Origin of the sequence: Thermococcus aciditolerans (assembly GCF_008152015.1) — an archaeon.
GTDB lineage: Archaea > Methanobacteriota_B > Thermococci > Thermococcales > Thermococcaceae > Thermococcus > Thermococcus celericrescens.
Genome location: NZ_CP041932.1, coordinates 75,030 through 94,769, shown reverse-complemented (window position 1 = coordinate 94,769; position 19,740 = coordinate 75,030). Strand labels below are relative to the sequence as shown.

Annotated in this window: 15 protein-coding genes and 1 CRISPR repeat array; of the genes, 12 read left to right on the top strand and 3 right to left on the bottom strand. The window is 56.5% G+C overall.

Annotation, left to right across the window (positions count from 1 at the left end):
- The first annotated feature begins 12 nt into the window (after positions 1 to 12).
- From FPV09_RS00510 to FPV09_RS00495, 4 genes are read left to right on the top strand one after another with little or no spacing between them, the layout of a single operon-like run.
- Entirely contained in the window at positions 13 to 1,419 is a 1,407-nt protein-coding gene (locus FPV09_RS00510) for a metallophosphoesterase family protein (RefSeq protein WP_148881967.1), read from the top strand.
- A complete protein-coding gene (gene rad50 / locus FPV09_RS00505) occupies positions 1,416 to 4,079 on the top strand; it encodes a DNA double-strand break repair ATPase Rad50 (RefSeq protein ID WP_148881966.1) in 2,664 nt (887 codons plus the stop codon). The genes FPV09_RS00510 and rad50 overlap by 4 nt, the downstream gene beginning before the upstream one ends.
- Positions 4,066 to 5,316, top strand: a complete 1,251-nt coding sequence (locus FPV09_RS00500; protein WP_148881965.1) for a DNA double-strand break repair nuclease NurA — start codon at positions 4,066 to 4,068, stop codon at positions 5,314 to 5,316. The genes rad50 and FPV09_RS00500 overlap by 14 nt, the downstream gene beginning before the upstream one ends.
- Positions 5,317 to 5,321: 5 nt before the next feature.
- Positions 5,322 to 6,035, top strand: a complete 714-nt coding sequence (locus FPV09_RS00495) for a DUF72 domain-containing protein (RefSeq protein WP_148881964.1) — start codon at positions 5,322 to 5,324, stop codon at positions 6,033 to 6,035.
- Between the two features lie 63 nt (positions 6,036 to 6,098).
- Here the strand turns inward: FPV09_RS00495 and gyaR are convergent, their stop codons facing one another.
- Positions 6,099 to 7,103, bottom strand: coding sequence for a glyoxylate reductase (gyaR, locus tag FPV09_RS00490; protein WP_148881963.1), 1,005 nt, complete (start codon positions 7,101 to 7,103; stop codon positions 6,099 to 6,101).
- Between the two features lie 49 nt (positions 7,104 to 7,152).
- Positions 7,153 to 7,890, bottom strand: a complete 738-nt coding sequence (minD, locus tag FPV09_RS00485; RefSeq protein WP_058938923.1) for a cell division ATPase MinD — start codon at positions 7,888 to 7,890, stop codon at positions 7,153 to 7,155.
- Positions 7,891 to 7,972: 82 nt separating this feature from the next.
- Between minD and FPV09_RS00480 the strand changes: the two genes are divergently transcribed.
- The 3 genes from FPV09_RS00480 to FPV09_RS00470 all read left to right on the top strand — a co-directional run bounded on the left by FPV09_RS00480 (position 7,973) and on the right by FPV09_RS00470 (position 10,725).
- A complete protein-coding gene (locus FPV09_RS00480) occupies positions 7,973 to 9,781 on the top strand; it encodes a PINc/VapC family ATPase (RefSeq protein WP_148881962.1) in 1,809 nt (602 codons plus the stop codon).
- 46 nt (positions 9,782 to 9,827) lie between these two features.
- Positions 9,828 to 10,061: a hypothetical protein gene (locus FPV09_RS00475; protein WP_148881961.1), complete on the top strand. Its 234-nt coding sequence runs from the start codon at positions 9,828 to 9,830 to the stop codon at positions 10,059 to 10,061.
- A 103-nt stretch (positions 10,062 to 10,164) separates the two neighbouring features.
- Positions 10,165 to 10,725 carry a Maf-like protein gene (locus FPV09_RS00470; RefSeq protein ID WP_148881960.1) on the top strand — a complete coding sequence of 187 codons (561 nt, stop codon included), beginning with the start codon at positions 10,165 to 10,167 and terminating at the stop codon, positions 10,723 to 10,725.
- Positions 10,726 to 11,180: 455 nt separating this feature from the next.
- Positions 11,181 to 12,635: a CRISPR direct-repeat array (repeat unit 30 nt; unit sequence GTTGCAATAAGACTCTGGGAGAATTGAAAG).
- A 222-nt stretch (positions 12,636 to 12,857) separates the two neighbouring features.
- On the opposite strand, the gene FPV09_RS00465 is transcribed toward FPV09_RS00470, so the two are convergent.
- Complete coding sequence (locus FPV09_RS00465; protein ID WP_148881959.1) at positions 12,858 to 13,514, bottom strand: PHP domain-containing protein; 657 nt, start codon at positions 13,512 to 13,514, stop codon at positions 12,858 to 12,860.
- A 121-nt stretch (positions 13,515 to 13,635) separates the two neighbouring features.
- Between FPV09_RS00465 and FPV09_RS00460 the strand changes: the two genes are divergently transcribed.
- The 5 genes from FPV09_RS00460 (at position 13,636) to smc (ending at position 19,736) form a co-directional block, all read left to right on the top strand.
- Positions 13,636 to 14,067 carry a cobalamin B12-binding domain-containing protein gene (locus tag FPV09_RS00460; RefSeq protein WP_148883565.1) on the top strand — a complete coding sequence of 144 codons (432 nt, stop codon included), beginning with the start codon at positions 13,636 to 13,638 and terminating at the stop codon, positions 14,065 to 14,067.
- 47 nt (positions 14,068 to 14,114) lie between these two features.
- The gene (gene meaB, locus FPV09_RS00455) at positions 14,115 to 15,074 is read left to right on the top strand and encodes a methylmalonyl Co-A mutase-associated GTPase MeaB (RefSeq protein ID WP_148883564.1); all 960 of its coding nucleotides are present in this window, start codon (positions 14,115 to 14,117) and stop codon (positions 15,072 to 15,074) included.
- Positions 15,071 to 15,472, top strand: coding sequence for a methylmalonyl-CoA epimerase (gene mce, locus FPV09_RS00450; protein WP_058938916.1), 402 nt, complete (start codon positions 15,071 to 15,073; stop codon positions 15,470 to 15,472). The genes meaB and mce overlap by 4 nt, the downstream gene beginning before the upstream one ends.
- Before the next feature lie 174 nt (positions 15,473 to 15,646).
- The gene (locus tag FPV09_RS00445; protein WP_058938915.1) at positions 15,647 to 16,072 is read left to right on the top strand and encodes a DUF835 domain-containing protein; all 426 of its coding nucleotides are present in this window, start codon (positions 15,647 to 15,649) and stop codon (positions 16,070 to 16,072) included.
- Positions 16,073 to 16,169: 97 nt separating this feature from the next.
- A complete protein-coding gene (smc, locus tag FPV09_RS00440) occupies positions 16,170 to 19,736 on the top strand; it encodes a chromosome segregation protein SMC (protein WP_148881958.1) in 3,567 nt (1,188 codons plus the stop codon).
- Positions 19,737 to 19,740: the final 4 nt, after the last annotated feature.

The following is a 19,740-nucleotide window of genomic DNA, read 5'->3' as shown; positions in this document are numbered from 1 at the left end:
CGGTGATGAGCCATGAAGTTCGCGCACATCGCTGACGTCCACCTCGGCAGGGAGCAGTTCAACCAGCCCTTCCGCTACGACGACTACCTCAAGGTCTTCAGGGAGTCCATCGAGAAGGCCGTGAAAGCCAGGGTGGACTTCATACTCATCGCCGGCGACCTCTTCCACGTGAGCCGGCCGTCCCCAAGGACGATACGCGACGCGGTTGAGGTCCTTGAGCTCCCGAGGCGGAAGGGAATCCCGGTCTTCGCGATAGAGGGCAACCACGACAAGACCATAAGGGAAACCTCAGTCTTCGACCTCCTTGAGCATCTCGGGCTGATATACACCGTCGGGCTGAAGAGGGAGCCAAGGGAGGGTGAGTTCCAGAGGAGCAGGAAAATAAGTGAAAACCGCTACCTCGTCTGGGGACAGGTCGGGGACGTTGAAATCCACGGCCTCAGGCACAACACCCGCTGGCAGCTCATAAGGCAGGACGGCGCTGTAAACGTTCTCAAGGCACTCTTCAAGGGAAAGAAGGGCATCCTGATGCTCCACCAGGCGGTCGATTACCTCGCAAAGGACACGCCCTACCAGGACGCCTTTGACCTGAAGCTCAACGAGCTTCCCGACGGCTTTTCCTACTACGCCCTCGGCCACATCCACGTGAGGAGGATAGCCGAGACTGGCCAGACGGGCCTGAGCGGGCCTCTGGTCTATCCGGGCTCGCTGGAGAGGACGGAGGTAAGGGAGGCGAGCCATATAATCCGCTATTCTCTGAGGGACAAAAAGCCGAAGGTAATGGAGAGCAGAGAGGGGCCGAAGGGGTTCTACATCGTCGAGGACTTTCAGCCGGAGTTCGTAGAAGTCGATGCGAGGCCGTTCTACTCGATCAGGGTGGAGGGGGATAGCAAGTCCCAGCTCAGGAAGAGGGTTGAGGAGGCCGCCTCGCTCGTCCCGAAGGACGCGATAGCGGTTATAACGCTCGAAGGGACGATTAAGGGCGGGGTGAGCCTGGCCGAGTTCAACGACCTCCTTAAAGATTCGGGGATAAGGTACTACACCTTCAGGAGCAGGGTTGTCGGGGAGACGGTGCTTTCCAAGGAGAGGCTGAGCGAAGAGGAGCTGTTCACAGAATGGGAGAGGGAGCTCCTACTGAACCTGAGGGTCTCCCCGAAGGAGTTCTCCGAGGGGCTCACCGAGTTCGTCTCCTGGCTGATTGGGAGGTACGAGAAGGGAATCCCTGAAAAAGCTCGGAAAGTTCTGGAGACTGAAAGGAAGGAAGGGCCCGGGGAAAAGGTGTCTGAGAGCACCGCCAAGCCAGAGAAGCCCAAACCGGAAAAAGATCGGGAAAAAGAGCCCCCCAAGAAACCCAAACCCGTTTCTAAACCCAAAAACCCATCGAGCCTCGACGCGTGGCTCAGGAGGGGTGGGCAATGAGGATAAGGAGGATAAAGATCAGGAACTTCAGGGCACACGAGATGAGCGAAGTGGAGTTCAGCGACGGCATAAACCTGCTGATAGGCCAGAACGGCGCCGGCAAAAGCTCGATCCTCGAGGCGATTTTCGCGGCCCTCTACATGGGGCACCCGAGCTTCCCGAGGGGCTACCTTCAGGCAAACACCCGCGTCGGCTCGACAGGGGGACTGGGATTAACACTGGAGTTCGAGCACAACGGAAAGAGCTACAGAATCGTCAGGGACTCCAAGAAGAGCGAGCTCCTTGAGGACAGGGAAACGATAGCGGAGAAGAGCTCCGACGTGGCGCGCTGGGTCGAGAGGAACGTCTACCCGATCCAGGTATTCACCAACGCGCTCTACATAAGGCAGGGTGAGATAGAGGGTATAATCACGAACCGCGAGGTAATGGAAAAGGTTCTGCGCAAGGTTCTGGGCATAGAGGACTACGAGAACGCCGAGAGGAACGCGGCGGACGTGATAAGGGAACTCAAGCGGAGGAGGGACTACCTCAGGAAGCTCATCGAGAGAAAGGCCGAGGTGGAGGAGAACCTCCGCGAGGCTCAGGGGCGCTTCTCCGAGACGCTGAGGAGGATAAGCGAGCTCCGGAAGAGAGTTGGAGAACTCGAAGGTGCCTTCAGGAAAGCGGAGGAGGATTACTCGCGCCTCAAGGCCCTGAAGAGTGAGCTTGAGGGGCTGGAGAAGAGGAGGGCAGTCCTGGAGCAGAGGATAAAGGCAGAAAAAGGTAGAATAGAGGATTACAGGGCCCAGATCGAGGAAGTGAAGAGAGAGATAGGAGAACTTGAGGAGAAACTCGCACGCCTCAGAGAGCTCGAGCCCCTCGAAAAGGAGTACCTGAAGCTGAAGTCGCTCCTCTCCCTCAAGGACGAGCTATCAAAGCTTGAAACCGCCGAAGCAAGACTGGCGGAGAAGAGAAAGGCCCTCGAAGAGAGAGCTGCCAGGATCGATGAGGTCTCTGCAAAGATAGCGGAGCTCGAAGGGGAGGAAAAGTCCCTCCGCGAGACCTACGAGGAGCTGAAGAGGAAGAACGGCCTCTACCAGCGCGCCCTCCAGAGGAAGGCCGAGGCGGAGAGGTATCTGAAAGAACTCGAGCGGGCAGGGGTCACCCCCGAGAGCCTGGAAAAGGAGCTAAAAGCTGTCGAGAACGCCAAAGAGGAGCTTGAGAACCTCCGCAAGGAAGTGACCGGGATAAGGGAGGAGATCGCGACTCTCAAAGGACTGAAGGAAAGCCTAACCGAGAACCTCTCGAAGCTGGAAGGCGCCAGGGTCTGCCCGCTGTGCAAGAGGCCCATCGAGGAGCACGACGAGGAGGAGATACGGGCAGAGTACGACGCCGAGATAACCTCCATCGAGAAGAAGCTGAATAGGCTATCAAAGAAGCTCAAAAAGCTCAATGAACGGGAAATCGAGCTCAAGGGAGTTATCAAGAGGGAGTCAAAGCTCATAATGCTGAAGAAGACGGCGGACCTCCTGAGGGAGGTCGAGGAGAAGCTGGCGAAGTACGACCTGGAGGAACTCGAGAAGGCCGCGGAGGAGTTTGAAAAGGCCAAGGCAAGGCTCATCGAGATAAAGAAGGAGCTGAGGTACCTCAGAGAGGAGCTTGAGGAGCTTGAGAAAGCAAAAGACGAGCTGGGGAGGATAGAGAAAAAGCTCCAGGAGATAGGCAGGGAAACGAGGAGGATAATGGAAAGGCTGGAGAACGAGGGCTTCGGCTCGTTCGAGGCTGTCGAGGAAAGGATGAAGGAGCTCGAGCCAGCCTACCGCGAGTACCTCTCGCTCAAGGACGTCCCGGTCCAGCTTGAGAGGACGAAGAAGAAGCTCTCCCTCCTGGAGAGGAGGCTCGATGAGAGCATCGAGGCCCTCAGAAAACTGGAGGGGGAGTTCAGGGAGCTGGGGGCGGAGATGGAAAAACTCTCGCGGGAGTTCTCGGAGGAAGCCTACGCCGAGGCCGAGAAGAGGTACATGGCGACCGCGAGGGAACTTGAGAAAGCCAGGGCGGAGCTCAAGGGCGCTGAAGAGCTGAGGGACGAGGTAATGAAGCTCCTCGACGAGCTGAAGGCAAAGAGGAAGGAGATAGAAGGGGCCGAAAAGGAGCTGGAGACCGTCGAGAAGGCTATGGCAGACATGACCGCGTTCAAGGAGAAGGTGGCGAGGCTCAAGGCCGAGGAGGAACTCAGGGGGCTCGAGGAGGTACAGAAGCTCGCCGGCGAGACCTTCTCGGAGATGACGGAGGGCAAGTACCAGGGGATAAAGCTCAAACGCGAGAAGAAGTTCGGAAAGGAGCGGATAGAGCTGAAGGTGCTCTACGCCGGCAACGAGGTCGGTCTGGAATTCCTGAGCGGTGGGGAGAGAATAGCGCTCGGACTGGCCTTCCGCCTGGCGCTCTCGCTCTACAAGGTGGGGAACCTTGAGCTTCTGATCCTGGACGAGCCCACGCCCTTCCTGGATGAGGAGCGCAGGAAGAAGCTCGTGGAGATAATATCGAGCCAGCTGAGGAAGATACCGCAGGTCATAATCGTTTCCCACGACGAGGAGCTGAAGGACGCGGCGGACTACGTGATAAGGGTCCTGAACGTCGGCGGCAAGAGCCGCGTGGAGGTGGAGAGCATTGGAGCGTATTAGCGATGTTCATATCAAGGAGATCAGGAACTTTCTCCTCAGGAGCCTCAGGGACGTCGAGAGGCTGAGAAGCGCAGTGGCGAAACACTTCTCCTGGAAGCCCCTGCCCGCTCCAAGGGGTGGGAACGTTTACGCGATCGATGGCAGCAGAATGATGAAGCGCCTCAGCGGGGCGATAATCTACGCCGTTTCGGCCTCTGCGATAGGTGAGAGGCTCTACTACTGGAACGATATCGGCATGGTCTTTCCCTACAAGAACGTCGAGGAGAGGGTCAGGATTCATATGGACATTCTGGAGAAGAGAATGGGCGCGATGATGCTCGAACTCGGCGCCGATCTGGTGCTCATGGACGGCACGATAAGCAGCGCCATAATCACACCTCCCACTTACGCATCTTCGACGACGAGGGAACTCTACAGCCGGCACGGAAAGCAGCTCCTCGAAGCGGCCCTGGAGTTCCTTGACTTCCTCGACGAACAGTGGGTTGAGTGGAGGGAGGAGCTGGAGAAAACCGGCGTGCTCAACGGTTTTTCCCTTCCCTCAAGGGGTTGGAACGGGGAGGAGATATTCTCAATGCTTATGAAAAGGGGTGCGAGGAGTATAAGGGAGAGCTTCTGGTGGGTCAACGACAAGGAGGATCTTATAGTCCTCTTCGAGTACCTAGAGTACCTCCACGCACTGGACAGGCTCCTCGGGGGCAGGATAGCGGCGGTAGCTAAGACCTTCTACAAGTCCGACGTCGTTAAGACGGTCAGGGAGAGGGAGAAGGAGAAGCTCAAGGGAGCGCCGATGATAGTCGATACCCCCGTTGTGGCTTCGCTTTCGGACGAGAGCGGCTACCTGGAGTTCAGGTACCTCGAAAAGCCCAAGGAGGCCTTTCCAAAGCTGGTCGTCGATTTGATGCACCACGGAAAGCTCCAGAGCCTCAAGGAAATCCTCATCATGAAGGACGGTAAGATACTCGGAGCCCGGATAAGACCGGCATACGTCCGCTTCGCCGAAAGGGGGCTGATATACCTTCTTGAGGTACCAGAAAGGCAGGACTTCGAGGGAACCCTTGCAAATATCCTCTCCGTCGCAGAGGATGAATACGTCATCCCACTGGAGTACGCCCACCACTCAGTGGTCATCAAAAAGCAGGAGTTCGACGCATACGTGAGCGCGGTGCTGAGCGCGCTGGTGGGAGAGGATGAACGGTTCCTGAGCTTCCTGCGCTACGGGAGGGAGCCGCTGGAGTGAGGGAGATGATACGGGTCGGAACATGCGGCTTCTGCGAGGGCCACGCGAAGTACTACCGCGACTTCGACGCGATAGAGGTGCAGCAAACCTTCTATCGAATTTTAAGGGAACAAACCCTCGAACGCTGGCGGAAGGAAGCTCCAGGGGGCTTCACCTTTGCCATCAAGGCCTTCCAGGGCGTGACGCACCCGCCGAACAGCCCGACGTGGCGCAGGAGCAACGTAAAGCCGGGCAGGGAAGTCGGCCTGCTCAGGCCAACGAGCGAGGTGCTCCACTTCTGGCGTTTGACGCTGAGGGAGGCCGAGATTTTAGGGGCACGTTTTATTTTAATCCAGTTGCCGAGGAGCTTCAGGGAGAGCGAGGAGAGCTTCGCCAACGCGGAGAAGTTCTTTGCGAGGATAGACAGAGGGGGCTTCGAAATAGCTGTTGAGCTCCGCGGCTGGAGCGAGAAGGGAATTAAGCGCTTCGTCAGGGAGTTCGACGTTATAGACGTTACCGACCCGCTCGTGAGGATTCCTCTCCATAACGGGGAGACGAACTACTACCGCCTGCACGGCCGCTACGAGAACGGGAGGATAATCTACAGACACTCCTACGGCGACGGGGAGCTGCAGAAGATAAGGGAAAGGGTTCTCGGCTGGAACCGCGGGGAGGGCTTCGTCTTCTTCAACAACTCGGACATGTGCAGGGACGCGAGGAGGTTCAAGGCCCTCATTTAGGCTCAGCCACGGGTCCAGCTCATCACGGATCAGACGAGGGTGTCGTCCTCATCGCCGGTCGGCTCACTCAAACCCCGGTTCCTTAACTTTCATGACCTCCCGGTTGACCAGCGTGGGCGGAACCTCACCGTTTTTGAAGGCTATGAGGTTCCTGGCCACGAGCTCGGCCATGCCTTCTCTGGCACCATGGGTGGCGCTACCTATGTGAGGGGCCAGAACCACGTTGTCGAGGCTGAAGAGCTCCTCGTGGTAGTACGGCTCCTCCTCGTAGACGTCCAAGCCTGCACCGGCTATCCAGCCCTCCTTGAGCGCCTTTACGAGCGCCTCCGTGTCGACGACCTTGCCCCTCGCTATGTTGACGAGTATCGCGGTGGGCTTCATGAGCTTAAGCTCCCGTTCGCCTATCATGCGGTGGGTCTCCTTCGTCAGCGGGACGGCCAGAACCACGAAGTCGCTCTCGCGCAGGAGCTCGTCGAGGGGCCTGAACTCCGCGTTGAGTTCCTTTTCTACCTCCGGCTTCCTCGCTCTTGAGCTGTAGAGTATCCTCATCCCGAAGCCCCCGGCGCGCCTTGCTATCGCCTGGCCGATTCTCCCGAAGCCGACTATGCCGATGGTCTTTCCGTAAACGTCGTGGCCCAGCAGCATCCTCGGGTGCCAGGCTATACCGCGCTTTTTCCATTCGCCTGAGCGGATGAACCCGTCCGCCTCTATGAGCCTCCTTGCGGCGGCGAGCAGAAGCGTCCAGGCGAAGTCAGCGGTGGCGTTGGTGAGGACGTCGGGGGTATTGGTGACGTATATCCCGCGCCTCGTTGCCTCCTCAACGTCTATGTTGTCGTAGCCGACCGCGTAGTTCGCCACTATCCTCAACCTGGGGGCGCTGTCAAAGACTTCAGCGTCCATCCTCTCGCTCAGCATGGTAACGAGGGCGTCCACGTCGCGAACCTTCTTGAGCAGGACTTCCCTCGGAATCTCGTGCTCGTCCTCCCAGACCTCGACCTCAAAGTGCTCCCTCAGGAGTTCGATGCCGTTTTCGGGAATTGCACGGGTGATGAAGACCTTCGGCCTCACAATCTCACCTCCGCATGGAATTCAGCGAGTTTGAAATGGAACGGATAAATCACACCATCACTTTTGCCTTGAGACCGGCTATCCTGGTTATCCTCTCCGCCAGCTCCATAAATGCCCGGGCACCGGCAGAGTTCGGCCTGTACTCGACGACGGGAATGCCCTCAAGCGTCGCCTCTCTTACCGGTGGGTCCTCCGGGATAACCGCCAGCAGGGGAATCTCCATGACCTCCTCCGCTACGTCGGGCGGGATGTCGTTATCGCTCCTGCCGTAGCGGTTGAGCACGAAGCCCAGAACCACGAGGCCGGCTTTTTTGAGAACCATCCCCACCTTCATCGTGTCCGTGATGCAGGATATCTCGGGGTTCGTGACGAGCAGAACCTCCTCCCCGCTCATCATGGCGTTCATGGCGTCCATCTGGAGCCCCGCGGGGGAGTCGATTATCACGAAGTCAAAACTCTTTTTGAGGGGTTTTATGGTTTCGGGAAGCTTCCTTGGGTCCGCCCGGATGACGTGCTCCCAGTCTATAGAGGCGGGAATAACGTGGACGTTCTCGTAGGTCGTGGCGTATATGGCGTTGTTTATATCCGTCCTGCCGGAGAGGACGTCATGGATCGTCGTGTAAGCGTCATCTATTCCCATAACCAGGCTTAGATTGGCCATGGTTAAATCCGCATCAACGGCACAGACCTTGTATCCCATTTTACCAAGTGCTATGGAGAGATTCGCGGTCGTGGTGGTTTTTCCGGTGCCCCCCTTGCCGGAGGCTATTGAGATAAGCCTTCCCATCGTCCCACCCATCCTATTTTCGGCTAAACCTTTATGAACCTTTAGCCGCAGAGGACGTTGAGAGAGAAAAGGGGTGGGAGAGATGAAAGTATTCGTTGCAGATACGAGCGTTATCGTCGATGGCAGGCTCACGCAGTTCCTTTCGTCGTTTGGCGAGAAGGTCAAGGTTGTCATTCCCGAAGCCGTCATCGCCGAGATAGAGCACCAGGCAAACGAGGGAAAGGCCATAGGCCACGTGGGCCTCGAAGAGCTCAAAAAACTCCGCGAGATGGCGGACAGTGACAGAATCCTCCTCGAGTTCTACGGCGAGAGGCCCGAGCTCTGGCAGATACGGAGGGCGAAGTCCGGCGAGATAGACAGCATGGTTCGTGAGGCCGCACAGGCCCTCGGAGCGACGCTCATCACGGGCGACAGGGTTCAGAGGGACGTGGCCATCGCCAAGGGCATAGACGTGGTCTATCTGACCGCGAAGAAGGAGGTACAGCACCGCCTCGAGGACTTCTTCGATGAGACCACAATGAGCGTTCACCTCAAGGGCGGCATGAGGCCGTTCGCAAAGAAGGGTCGGCCCGGCGAATGGAGGCTCGTGCCCGTCCGCGATGAGGTTCTGAGCGATGGGGAGCTTGAGGAGATAGCGGACGACATAGTGGAGAGGGCTAGGCGCGACCCCGAGAGCTTCATAGAGCTCGACGAACCGGGCGCCACCGTCGTCCAGCTCCGCAACTACAGGATAGTCATCGCCAAGCCGCCCTTTGCGGACAGGATAGAGATAACGGCAGTCAGACCCGTCAGGAAGCTGAGCATCGAGGAGTACGAGCTCAGTGAAAAGCTCCTGGAGAGGCTGGCGGACAAGGCGGAGGGCATACTCATAGCGGGAGCGCCGGGTGAGGGCAAGACGACCTTTGCCCAGGCCCTGGCGGAATGGTACGCGGGCATGGGTAAGATAGTGAAGACCATGGAAAAGCCCCGCGATCTCCAGGTGGGCGAGGAAATCACCCAGTATACGGCCCTGAGCGGCAGGATGGAGCTGACCGGCGATATACTGCTCCTCGTCAGGCCGGACTACACGATATTCGACGAGATGAGGAAGACGAGCGACTTTAAGATCTACGCCGACCTCAGGCTCGCCGGCGTCGGGATGGTCGGTGTCGTCCACGCAACGAAGCCGATAGACGCTGTCCAGAGGTTCATCGGAAGGGTCGAGCTGGGAATGATTCCCCAGATAGTTGACACGGTCCTGTTCATCAAGGCAGGAAGGGTCGCGAAGGTTCTCACGCTGGAGTACCTCGTCAAGGTGCCGAGCGGCATGAGGGAGGAGGACCTCGCCAGGCCCGTCATCGAGGTCCGCGACTTTGAGACCGGCGAGCTCGAGTACGAGATATACACCTACGGCGAGGAGATAAGCGTCGTCCCGGTGAAAAAGGAGGAGAAGGCCCCCGCACTAAAACTCGCGGAGAAGAGGCTCAAGCAGGAGATAAAGAAGTTCCTGCCCGATGTCTATGCGGAGGTCGAGATAGTCAGTCCCCACAAGGCGGTGATCTATGCGGACGAGTTCGACATCCCCGCAATAATCGGAAAGAAGGGCAAGAGAATCACCGAGCTGGAGAAGAGGATAGGGATAAGCATCGACGTCAAGAGCTTCACCGAGCGCGAGGAAGCCAAGCCCAAGGAGAAGCTCCCCGTGGAGATCGAAGAGAAAAAGAAAACCATAGTCCTCCGCGTCTCGCCGGACTACGCGAAGAGGCCGCTCAAGTTCTACGGCGGGGAGCAGTACGTCTTTACAGCAACGCCGAGCAAGAAAGGGCTTGTGAAGGTCAGCAAGAGCACGCCCATAGGCAAGGAACTCAAGAGGCTCCTTGAGGCGGGGATACCCATCTGGGCGACCGCCTGAGTAAACTTTTTATAGTTTGCTTTCTTCTTTTCCATGGTGGTAAGCAGTGGGGGAGAGGTACGACCCCCTTGAAACGCTCGGTGCCGTTTTGAGCGCCCTTGGGCTGGCGGGTATTCTGATAACAGAGGGCCGTGCCCTGGGGCTTGGTCTCCTCGTCATCGCCTTTGGCACCGTCGTCTGGAAAATGGGGGAGATGAGGAGGGAGTTCAACGAGAAGCTCGAATCCCTGAGGACGGAGCTGGAATCCATAAAAGGCCGGGAGGATGCCGTCGATGGCTGATATCTCCACCCGGGGGCGAGATAAAGGCGCTGGAGAGAAAGGTTGAGGGGATGGAGTGAACCCGTCTCGCAAGATTTTTTAACCCTTTCCGGAAGGGAATACCATGCTGGTTCTGGCATCTGCTTCACCGAGGCGGCGGGAGATACTCGCCAGGTTCATACGGGAGTTCGAGGTTATTCCGAGCAATGCGAGCGAGGAGTGCAGCATAGAAAACCCCGCCGAGTACGCGCTCGAGCTGGCGAGGAGGAAAGCCAGGGAAGTGCACGGCCGCGTGGGCGGAACCGTCATAGGCGCCGACACCGTCGTCAGCATAGACGGCCACATCCTCGGCAAACCCGGGAGCAGGAAGGAGGCCTTTGAGATGCTCAGGCTCCTCAGCGGGAGGGTCCACAGGGTCACGACGGGCTACTGCATAATCCACGAGGGCCGGGAGATTTCGGGGGTTGCCGTTACGGAGGTCAAGTTCCGCGAGCTGGACGACGATATCATCGGGGCGTACATCGACACCGGAGAGCCGATGGACAAGGCAGGGGCCTACGGCATACAGGGGAAGGCGGGCCTCTTCGTCGAGTGGATCCGCGGGGACTACTACAACGTCGTCGGCTTCCCGCTTGAGATAATCTGGAAGCTGAGGGAGCTGGGATTTGAGGTCCTATCACGTTGAGGTTTCGCTGTTCTAAGTTTTCTCCGCCATAACTGCTGGAATTTCTGAAAGTTCTTTTCTCCATCCCATGGAAGGCGATTGTTTGGGGCCAAGAACTGTACCCACAGGTTACCATTATCCAACGGCATTATAACGAAATTTTTTCGGAAATTGGAACACAGGCAGCACGGGGGCGGGAACATGCATAGCTCCACCATAATCCGGTCTTTTCTGATTTGTGGATGGTTTGTTTGCCCATTTTAAATTCCAAGCCCTTTGAAGCCAGGGGAAATCCCGTGCACATCTTTGTTCGCCCAAGGATTGCGGCCGTTCCGCCCATCCAATGGCTCCGGGGACTCCTCGGACTGCCAGAATTGAACGCCTGCCGCGGTTCCCCTGGCGGGGATTTCCAGAAAGACTTAAATATTGGAAGCCCCTCAAAGCTTTACTGGGCGAAACTGGGAAAATTCTCGCCTGTTGCAATAAGACTCTGGGAGAATTGAAAGACGTTGCTCATTGGTTCAGCAGTTTACATTGGACTTAGTTGCAATAAGACTCTGGGAGAATTGAAAGCCCTTCTCCTGTAGCAATGTCCAGTCGAACTCAAACGTTGCAATAAGACTCTGGGAGAATTGAAAGCCCTTCTCCTGTAGCAATGTCCAGTCGAACTCAAACGTTGCAATAAGACTCTGGGAGAATTGAAAGGTAATAAAGATACACAGTACGCAAGCGAAGGATCTAGAGTTGCAATAAGACTCTGGGAGAATTGAAAGTCAAGCGGCCGGGTTGGTAACCTGGGCGATACCTATGGTTGCAATAAGACTCTGGGAGAATTGAAAGTCGCCGCCCTCCCCTAAAGCCTGCTTGCGGCGCTTCATGTTGCAATAAGACTCTGGGAGAATTGAAAGAGGTCCTAGAGGTCATGAAGAGTCTAATCGATAAGGGTTGCAATAAGACTCTGGGAGAATTGAAAGTATATAATTCTTACTCCGACGGCAGGAAATGCCATATCGTTGCAATAAGACTCTGGGAGAATTGAAAGCACTACATGAGGAGCTGATGAAGAGGAGAAAGCAGGCGTTGCAATAAGACTCTGGGAGAATTGAAAGATGAGGACTGGCCCGAGCCCAATGGCCCACAGCTTTGGTTGCAATAAGACTCTGGGAGAATTGAAAGCGCTATCGGGGGCATAGAAGAGCACGAGGCCGTCCGTGTTGCAATAAGACTCTGGGAGAATTGAAAGTCATTCCGACCACCTCCGTGTTTTTGAGGGCGGATCTGTTGCAATAAGACTCTGGGAGAATTGAAAGTCATTCCGACCACCTCCGTGTTTTTGAGGGCGGATCTGTTGCAATAAGACTCTGGGAGAATTGAAAGTCATTCCGACCACCTCCGTGTTTTTGAGGGCGGATCTCTATGTCCCCGCCCTCAAGTTGCAATAAGACTCTGGGAGAATTGAAAGTCATATAAATCCACGCCGCGAACTTCTCCAACTGCTGTGTTGCAATAAGACTCTGGGAGAATTGAAAGAGCCTTTTCTAAGCCGAGTTCAACCGCTTCAGCTTTGGTTGCAATAAGACTCTGGGAGAATTGAAAGATTTCGAACCTGGACAAGCTGAAAAGCACAATGTACCGTTGCAATAAGACTCTGGGAGAATTGAAAGTCGAGCATAGCAATCACCAAAGCATATAGTCAAAAAAGTTGCAATAAGACTCTGGGAGAATTGAAAGTACTACGGTGGTTCTAATGGGGAAGCGCACGACGGTGTTGCAATAAGACTCTGGGAGAATTGAAAGTCCGCGAGGAAATAGAGTTCAGCGGGCTGGACTCTGAGTTGCAATAAGACTCTGGGAGAATTGAAAGCAAGCGTGTCATACTTAAACTCAATCACGCGGGCTGGGTTGCAATAAGACTCTGGGAGAATTGAAAGGAGCAGCGCACGGGGAGAAGGAGCGCTTCAGGCCTTGTTACAATAAGACTCTAAGCGAGACTTCATGAGAAAAGCTGATCTGAAACTCAATGGAAGTTTGAGGGGGTGTGGGGGACGGAACGTCCCCCCAGACAATAAGACTCCCAGAGAACCAACGGCTTCGTCTCGCTTTTTCAGGTTGCCGGTGTCACAGGCAGGAAATCCAGTCCAAAAGGCGACGTCTCACAGGAACTCTCCGAACAGCAGGTCTTCCCTCGCCCCGCCCACCTTCTTGAATATCCTCTCGCTCCAAGAAACGCCGCCCACCTCCCTCGGTGAGTGGGCATCGCTCGCGAAGGTGAGCTTTATCCCGCGCCTTATGCATTCACGGATGAAGTCGATGTCCGGTACCCGGTAGCGGGAGCTTATCTCAAAGGCCTTGCCCCTCGCCTCCGCCAGATCGAGTATTTCCTCCAGCTCGTCGGCGGACGGGAAGCCGATGTAGGGGAAGCTGGCTCCGAAGTGGCCGATGATGTCAACGTTGTCGTCTTCGAGGGCGAGCTTCACCAGTTCCACGTATTCCTCCGGCCTATCGAGCCACTCGTGGACGCTCGCTATCACGTAGTCAAGCTTCTCCGCCATGAAGTCCGGGACATCGACGCCCCCTGCAGTTATGTTGCCCTCCACCCCGGCCAGAATCGTCAGCTCCGCGTCCTCGCCCCAGTACCTGACCTCCCTGATGTAGCGGCCGAGGGTTCCGGGTTCGAAGTAGTGGCTATGGTCGGTTATCCCGAGCAGCGCCAGCCCCCTCGCCTCCGCCGCGGCCACGCTGTCGGCTATTGATCCCGTGCCGTCTGAGTAGGCGGTGTGGGTGTGGGCATCGTGGAGAAACTTGAGCATGCTCTATCCTCTCGTGGGGACGTTATAAAGCCTTCTGGACAAAATATCCAACGTAAAGCTTAACCTTGAGTTTTGACAATCTTTAAATACCGCGGGAAACAAAAGTGGGGCGGTGGTGAAAATGGTCGAGCGCTCCAAGGTTAGGGTTCTCGTTGCGAAGCCGGGACTTGACGGTCACGACAGGGGGGCCAAGGTCGTCGCCAGGGCCCTGCGCGATGCCGGTTTTGAGGTCATCTACACTGGAATCAGGCAGACCCCCGAGCAGATAGCCGAGAGCGTTGTTCAGGAGGACGTTGATGTCCTTGGAATAAGCATCCTCTCCGGGGCCCACATGGTTCTCATACCGAAGATACTCAGGCTCCTCGAAGAGCGCGGCCTGAAGATCAACGAGGACGTTCTCGTTATAGCCGGTGGAATAATCCCGCCCGACGACGCGGAACAGCTCGAAAATATGGGTGTAGCTAGGGTTTTTGGCCCCGGCAGTCCGATTGAGGATATAATCGGCTTCATAGACGAGAACGCGCCGAAGCTGAAGAAATTCAGGGAGAACTGAGCAAACTTTATAATTTCTTACCTGGATAATTTGTCCTAGTGGTGGCGATGTTAGACGGTCTCATAGAGAGGATGCTCACCGGCGACAAGCGCGCCACTGCGCGCCTCATAACCCTCGTTGAAAACGATGAGGAAAAGGCGAGGGAGATAATCTCGAAAATCTATCCCCACACGGGCAACGCCTACATCGTTGGCATCACCGGCCCGCCCGGAGCCGGAAAGTCCACCCTTCTGGATAAACTCATCCGCGTTGCGAGGGAGGAAGGCAAGGTCGTCGGCGTTATAGCTATAGACCCCACCTCACCCTTCACCGGCGGCGCCCTTCTCGGAGACAGGATAAGGATGCAGAGGCATTCGACTGACCCGGGCGTCTTCATCAGGAGTATGGCGACGCGCGGCTCCCTCGGGGGCCTTGCCAAGGCCACGGCCGATGCCATCAAGGTCCTCGATGCCTACGGCTGTGATGTGATCTTTGTGGAGACCGTCGGCGTCGGCCAGATTGAGATCGACATCGTTAAGACCGCCGATACGGTCGTCCTCGTCACGGTCCCGGGTCTGGGCGACGACATACAGGCAATAAAGGCCGGACTCATGGAAATAGCCGACGTATTCGTCATCAACAAGGCCGACAAGGAGGGGGCCGATGCCACGTACTTCGAGCTCAACATGATGCTTGACCTTGAGAAGGAGCGCTGGGAGAGACGGGGCTGGCGGCCGCGGATCGTGGAGACGGTCGCGACGACCATGCGGGGAATACGCGACCTCTGGAATGCGATCAGCGAACACAGGGAGTTCCTTGAGAGGAGCGGGGAGATAGAGCGGAAGAGGCAGTTCAGGGCCGAGGAGGAAGTCAAGACGATAGTCTCGGGGAGGATATCAAGGATAGTGGGGGAGAAGCTCGGCGAGGAAGAGATTTCGTCTTTGATAGGGATGGTTGTGAGGCGCGAGATCGACCCGTACTCTGCCGCGGATAGGATACTCGAAAAAGCCCTGGGGGTGAAGGTATGATAAAGAAGATAGACCACGTTGGTATAGCCGTTAAGAACCTGGAAGAGGCCATCAAAGTCTGGGAGGGCCTCGGTCTCAAGGTGGAGGAGATCGAGGAGGTGCCCGACCAGAAGGTGAGGACCGCGATAATCCACGTCGGCGAGAGCAGGATTGAGCTCCTCGAGCCGACCGCTGAGGACTCGCCTATAGCCAAGTTCATCGCCAAGCGCGGTGAGGGAATACACCACATAGCCCTGGGTGTTGATGACATCGAGGGACAGCTTGAGAAGCTCAAGGGGGAGGGTTACAGGCTGATCGATGAACAGCCCAGGATTGGGGCTGGAGGTGCAAGGATAGCCTTCGTTCACCCGAAGGCCGTAACCGGTGTGCTTCTCGAACTGTGTGAGAGAAAAGAGTAATAAAGGAACCCACCCGGTTTTGAGGTCCCTACCCCCTTTTCCCTTTAACCCAATGAGTCGTGTATTTGTCTGTTCAATCTCACGCAGTAACGTTTATAAGCGGATTAACAAACTTACTGTGCCCCGTAATATGATGTGGATAAAATCGAGTGAATCCGTACGAAGTGATGACTTATGCGGTTTAGGGGGCGACCCCTTAAGAAAGACTCAAGGATACTGGATTATCGGCGTCTCGACGAGATTCTGAAGAAAAACCCCAACAAAGGAAAGATTCTCATAACCCGGAGGCCCCCCTTTGAGGTCAGCCGTCCCAACGTCTATCTGATGTGGATCACCAAAGTCTCCCACCCTAACGCAGTATCCCCTTCGAAGCTTCATGCCATCGAGCAGATGGTGTGGGAGCAACTCCAGGATGAGGACGTGGACGTCATTCTAGACGCCATAGAGTACCTCATGATAGAGAACGGGGTCGAGCCGACGCTCAGGTTCGTCAGCAAGCTTCGGGACATGACCCTTCTCACGAACTCCGAGTTTTACGTCACCGTCAGCGACGGCCTCGACAGCAGGGTTCTGAACATCCTCCGCAGGATAGTCGAGTGAGCACGCAGCCGAGTACTCCTCGCCCCAAGGGACGGGGCTTTCAAAAGGAGTAAAGTTATATAACCTTCTTTGCCATTCTCCCGTTTAGGTGTAGGGCATGCCGTACATTGAGAAGATTGAAATGAAAGGCTTCAAATCTTACGGTAACAGGAAAGTCGTCGTTCCGCTTTCCAAAGGATTCACAGCGATCGTCGGTGCCAACGGTTCTGGAAAGAGCAACATCGGCGACGCCGTGCTCTTCGTTCTCGGTGGCCTGTCCGCCAAGGCGATGCGTGCCACGAGGATAAGCGACCTCATATTCGCAGGCACCAAGACGGAAGCGCCGGCAAAGTACGCTGAGGTTGCCATGTATTTCAACAACGAGGACAGGGGATTTCCCATCGACGAGGACGAGGTCGTTATAAAGCGGCGCGTCTATCCCGACGGCAGGAGCACCTACTGGCTCAACGGCAGGAGGAGCAGCAGAAGCGACATCCTCGACGTCCTCAGCGCGGCGATGATTTCACCGGAAGGCTACAACCTTGTTCTGCAGGGAGACATTACCAAGTTCATCAAGATGAGTCCCACCGAGAGGAGGATGCTCATAGACGAAATTTCCGGCATAGCGGAGTACGATGCCAAGAAGGAGAAGGCCCTGAAGGAGCTCAAGCAGGCTGAGGAGAACCTCGCGAGGGTCGATCTGCTCATCCGCGAGGTCAAAACCCAGCTTGACAAGCTTGAGAAGGAGAGAAACGACGCGCTCCGCTACCTTGACCTCAAGGACCGCGTCGAGAGGGCGAAGGTCACGCTCCTCCTCGGCGAGATAAGAAAGCTCGAGTCCCTGATAGAGGAGAGCAACCTGCGCGACAAGGAGATAGAGGCGGAGATAGCCGCCATGGAGGCCCGCCTCACGGATATCGCCAGGGAGATCGTGGCAAGGGAGAAGGAGCTTAACGCGGTTGAGAGGGAGCTCGAGGAAAAGAGCGAGGACGGCATCCTTGAGGTAACCAGAAAGATAAGCGAGGTCAAGTCCAAGATAGAGATGGCCGGAAAGAACATCGAGCTGGCCAGGAAGGAAATCGAGGACGGCCAGCACCGCCTTGCCAAGGCAAAGGAGGAGCTCAAGAAGGTTTCCGAGGAAATAGAGAAGAGCAGAAATACCATAAGCCGCTGGAGCAAGAGACGCGAGAAGCTCATGGCGGAAATAAAGGAGAAGGAAGTCATCAAGAACGAGCTGGTTGTTAAACTGGGCGAGATAGACAGGGATTTTGCCATCGCGAAGCAGGACTTTGACCGCGTGGTCGAGGAGCTGGAGGAGGCCAAAAAGGAGCTCTACATGAAGGAGAGCGATATCAAGAAGTTCGAGGAGGAAATAGAGCGCGCAAAGGGCAGGATAGCCCAGAACAACGCCAGAAGGATTTCCCTCAAGGCCCAGATTGAAGAGGCCAGAAGGTCTCTGGAGGCGAAGCGCTCCGAGCTCGGCGAGATTGACGGGAAGATGTCAAAGGCCGAGACGAGGCTAAAGAAGGCCGAGAAGGAGCTGGAGGAGAAGAGCAGAAAGCTCAAGAAGATCGAGGGTGAACTCTCGAAAGCCAGGGAGGAGCTTATCAAAGCCGAGGCGCAGCGCGAGGTCCGCGGGAACCGTGCTATAGAATTCCTCAAGGCCCAGAACATCCCGGGCCTCTACGGCTCCCTCGGTGAGCTGATCACCGTTCGCGATGAGAGCTACGCCCTGGCCGTCGAGGTCGCCCTCGGTGGAAGCTACGACCACGTCGTTGTTGAGGACGACCGCGTTGCCGAGAGGGCCATAAAGCTGCTTAAGGAGAAGAAGCTCGGTAGACTGACTTTTCTCCCGCTCAACAAGATAAAGCCGCGCTCCATGAAGGGGGAGCCCGCCCTCGGGGTTCCGGCCCTGGACGTCGTTCAGTACGACCCGCGCTTCAGAAACGCGGTGGCCCATGCCCTCGGGGACACGCTGATAGTGAACGACATGGATGAGGCCAGGGCCGTCGGCATAGGGAAGGTCCGCATGGTGACCCTCGGAGGGGAACTCCTCGAGCGGAGCGGGGCGATAACCGGTGGTCACTACAGACCCAGGGGCAAGCTCGGGGTCAACGTGGATGAGATACGGAAGCGTGTTGAGAAGCTGGAGCGCGAGAAAGAGGCTCTGGAATCGGCCGTTAACGCCCTCAGGGTTGAGGTCAAGGGTCTTCAGAACGAGCTCTTTGAACTCCGCATGAAGAGGAGTGAGCTGAGCAAGGATCTCCAGGTGACCCAGCGTGAGATGGATCGCCTCCTTGCGGAGGACAGGGCCCTCGGGGAGGAAATCAGAGAGAACGAGGCCCACATAGAGGCCCTGGAAAAGAAGATCCATGATACTCGGGGCGAGATGGCAAAGCTCCGCGGCAGGATTGAGCGGCTGGAGAAGAAGAGGACGAAGCTGAAGAAGGCCCTGGAGAACCCGGAGGCCAGGGAACTGAACCAGAAGATCAGGGAGGTCGAGGCCGAGATAAGCAAGCTCCGCGAGGAGCTCGGCAAGGTCGAGAGCAAACTGGAGGGCCTCGACGTCAGAATAAACGAGGAGCTGCTCCCGAGGAGGGCGGATCTGGAGGAGGAGATAGAGGGCCTGATCAACAGGATAAACGCTCTCAAGGCCAACATCGAGGAGAACGAGAGGGCCATAACCGACTTTGAGGCCGAGCTGGAGGAGCTCAAAAAGGCGGAGGAGAACGTCAAGGATGAGCTCAAGGAGCTCCGTGAGAGACGCGAGAGGCTCAGGAACGAGATCATCGACCTCCGCGCCGAGAAGGACGAGCTGAGCTCCAAGCTTCAGGAGCTCCGCATAGAGGCCAACACGCTCAAGATAAAGCTGGCCCAGTACGAGGCAACCCTCGGGGAGAAGAGGGATGAGCTGAGGCACTACGACTCCAGGCTCATCAAGAGCATCAAGGAGGTTCCTCTGGAGCTCGACGCCCTGAGCGAGCAGATAGAGAAAATGGAGGAGGAGATACGCGCCCTCGAACCGGTCAACATGAAGGCCATTGAGGACTTCGAGGTCGTGGAAAGGCGCTACCTCGAGCTGAAGAGCAAGCGCGAGCAGGTCATTGCCGAGAAGGAGAGTATAGAAGAGTTCATCGAGGAGATAGAGGGACAGAAGAAACAGGTCTTCCTCCAGACCCTTGGGGAGATAGCCAAGAACTTCTCCGAGCTCTTCGCCAAGCTCTCCCCGGGAGGAAGCGCCAGGCTTATCCTTGAGAACGAGGACGATCCCTTCGCGGGTGGTCTTGAAATCGAGGCCAAGCCTGCCGGAAAGGACGTTAAACGCATAGAGGCCATGAGCGGTGGAGAGAAGGCTTTAACTGCTCTGGCATTCGTGTTCGCCATCCAGCGCTACAAACCGGCGCCGTTCTATCTCTTCGATGAAATCGATGCCCACCTGGACGATGCCAACGTCAAGCGCGTTGCCGACCTCATCAAGGAGGCCTCCCAAAACAGCCAGTTCATAGTCGTTACCCTCAGGGACGTCATGATGGCCAACGCGGACAAGATAATAGGCGTCAGCATGAGAAAGGGCGTCTCGCGCGTCGTTGCCCTCAGCCTCGAGAAGGCCATGAAGATACTGGAGGAGGCAAGGAAGAGGAGTGAGGCCGAGCACGCGGAGATGTTCGGCCATCTGAGCGGGTGATAAC

Coding starts and splice junctions, on each gene's coding strand:
- FPV09_RS00460 (WP_148883565.1), top strand. CDS start 13,636: ATGGTCGAGCGCTCCAAGGTTAGGGTTCTCGTTGCGAAGCCGGGACTT.
- FPV09_RS00510 (WP_148881967.1), top strand. CDS start 13: ATGAAGTTCGCGCACATCGCTGACGTCCACCTCGGCAGGGAGCAGTTC.
- FPV09_RS00470 (WP_148881960.1), top strand. CDS start 10,165: ATGCTGGTTCTGGCATCTGCTTCACCGAGGCGGCGGGAGATACTCGCC.
- mce (WP_058938916.1), top strand. CDS start 15,071: ATGATAAAGAAGATAGACCACGTTGGTATAGCCGTTAAGAACCTGGAA.
- minD (WP_058938923.1), bottom strand. CDS start 7,890: ATGGGAAGGCTTATCTCAATAGCCTCCGGCAAGGGGGGCACCGGAAAA.
- FPV09_RS00495 (WP_148881964.1), top strand. CDS start 5,322: ATGATACGGGTCGGAACATGCGGCTTCTGCGAGGGCCACGCGAAGTAC.
- smc (WP_148881958.1), top strand. CDS start 16,170: ATGCCGTACATTGAGAAGATTGAAATGAAAGGCTTCAAATCTTACGGT.
- FPV09_RS00445 (WP_058938915.1), top strand. CDS start 15,647: ATGCGGTTTAGGGGGCGACCCCTTAAGAAAGACTCAAGGATACTGGAT.
- FPV09_RS00480 (WP_148881962.1), top strand. CDS start 7,973: ATGAAAGTATTCGTTGCAGATACGAGCGTTATCGTCGATGGCAGGCTC.
- FPV09_RS00465 (WP_148881959.1), bottom strand. CDS start 13,514: ATGCTCAAGTTTCTCCACGATGCCCACACCCACACCGCCTACTCAGAC.
- meaB (WP_148883564.1), top strand. CDS start 14,115: ATGTTAGACGGTCTCATAGAGAGGATGCTCACCGGCGACAAGCGCGCC.
- rad50 (WP_148881966.1), top strand. CDS start 1,416: ATGAGGATAAGGAGGATAAAGATCAGGAACTTCAGGGCACACGAGATG.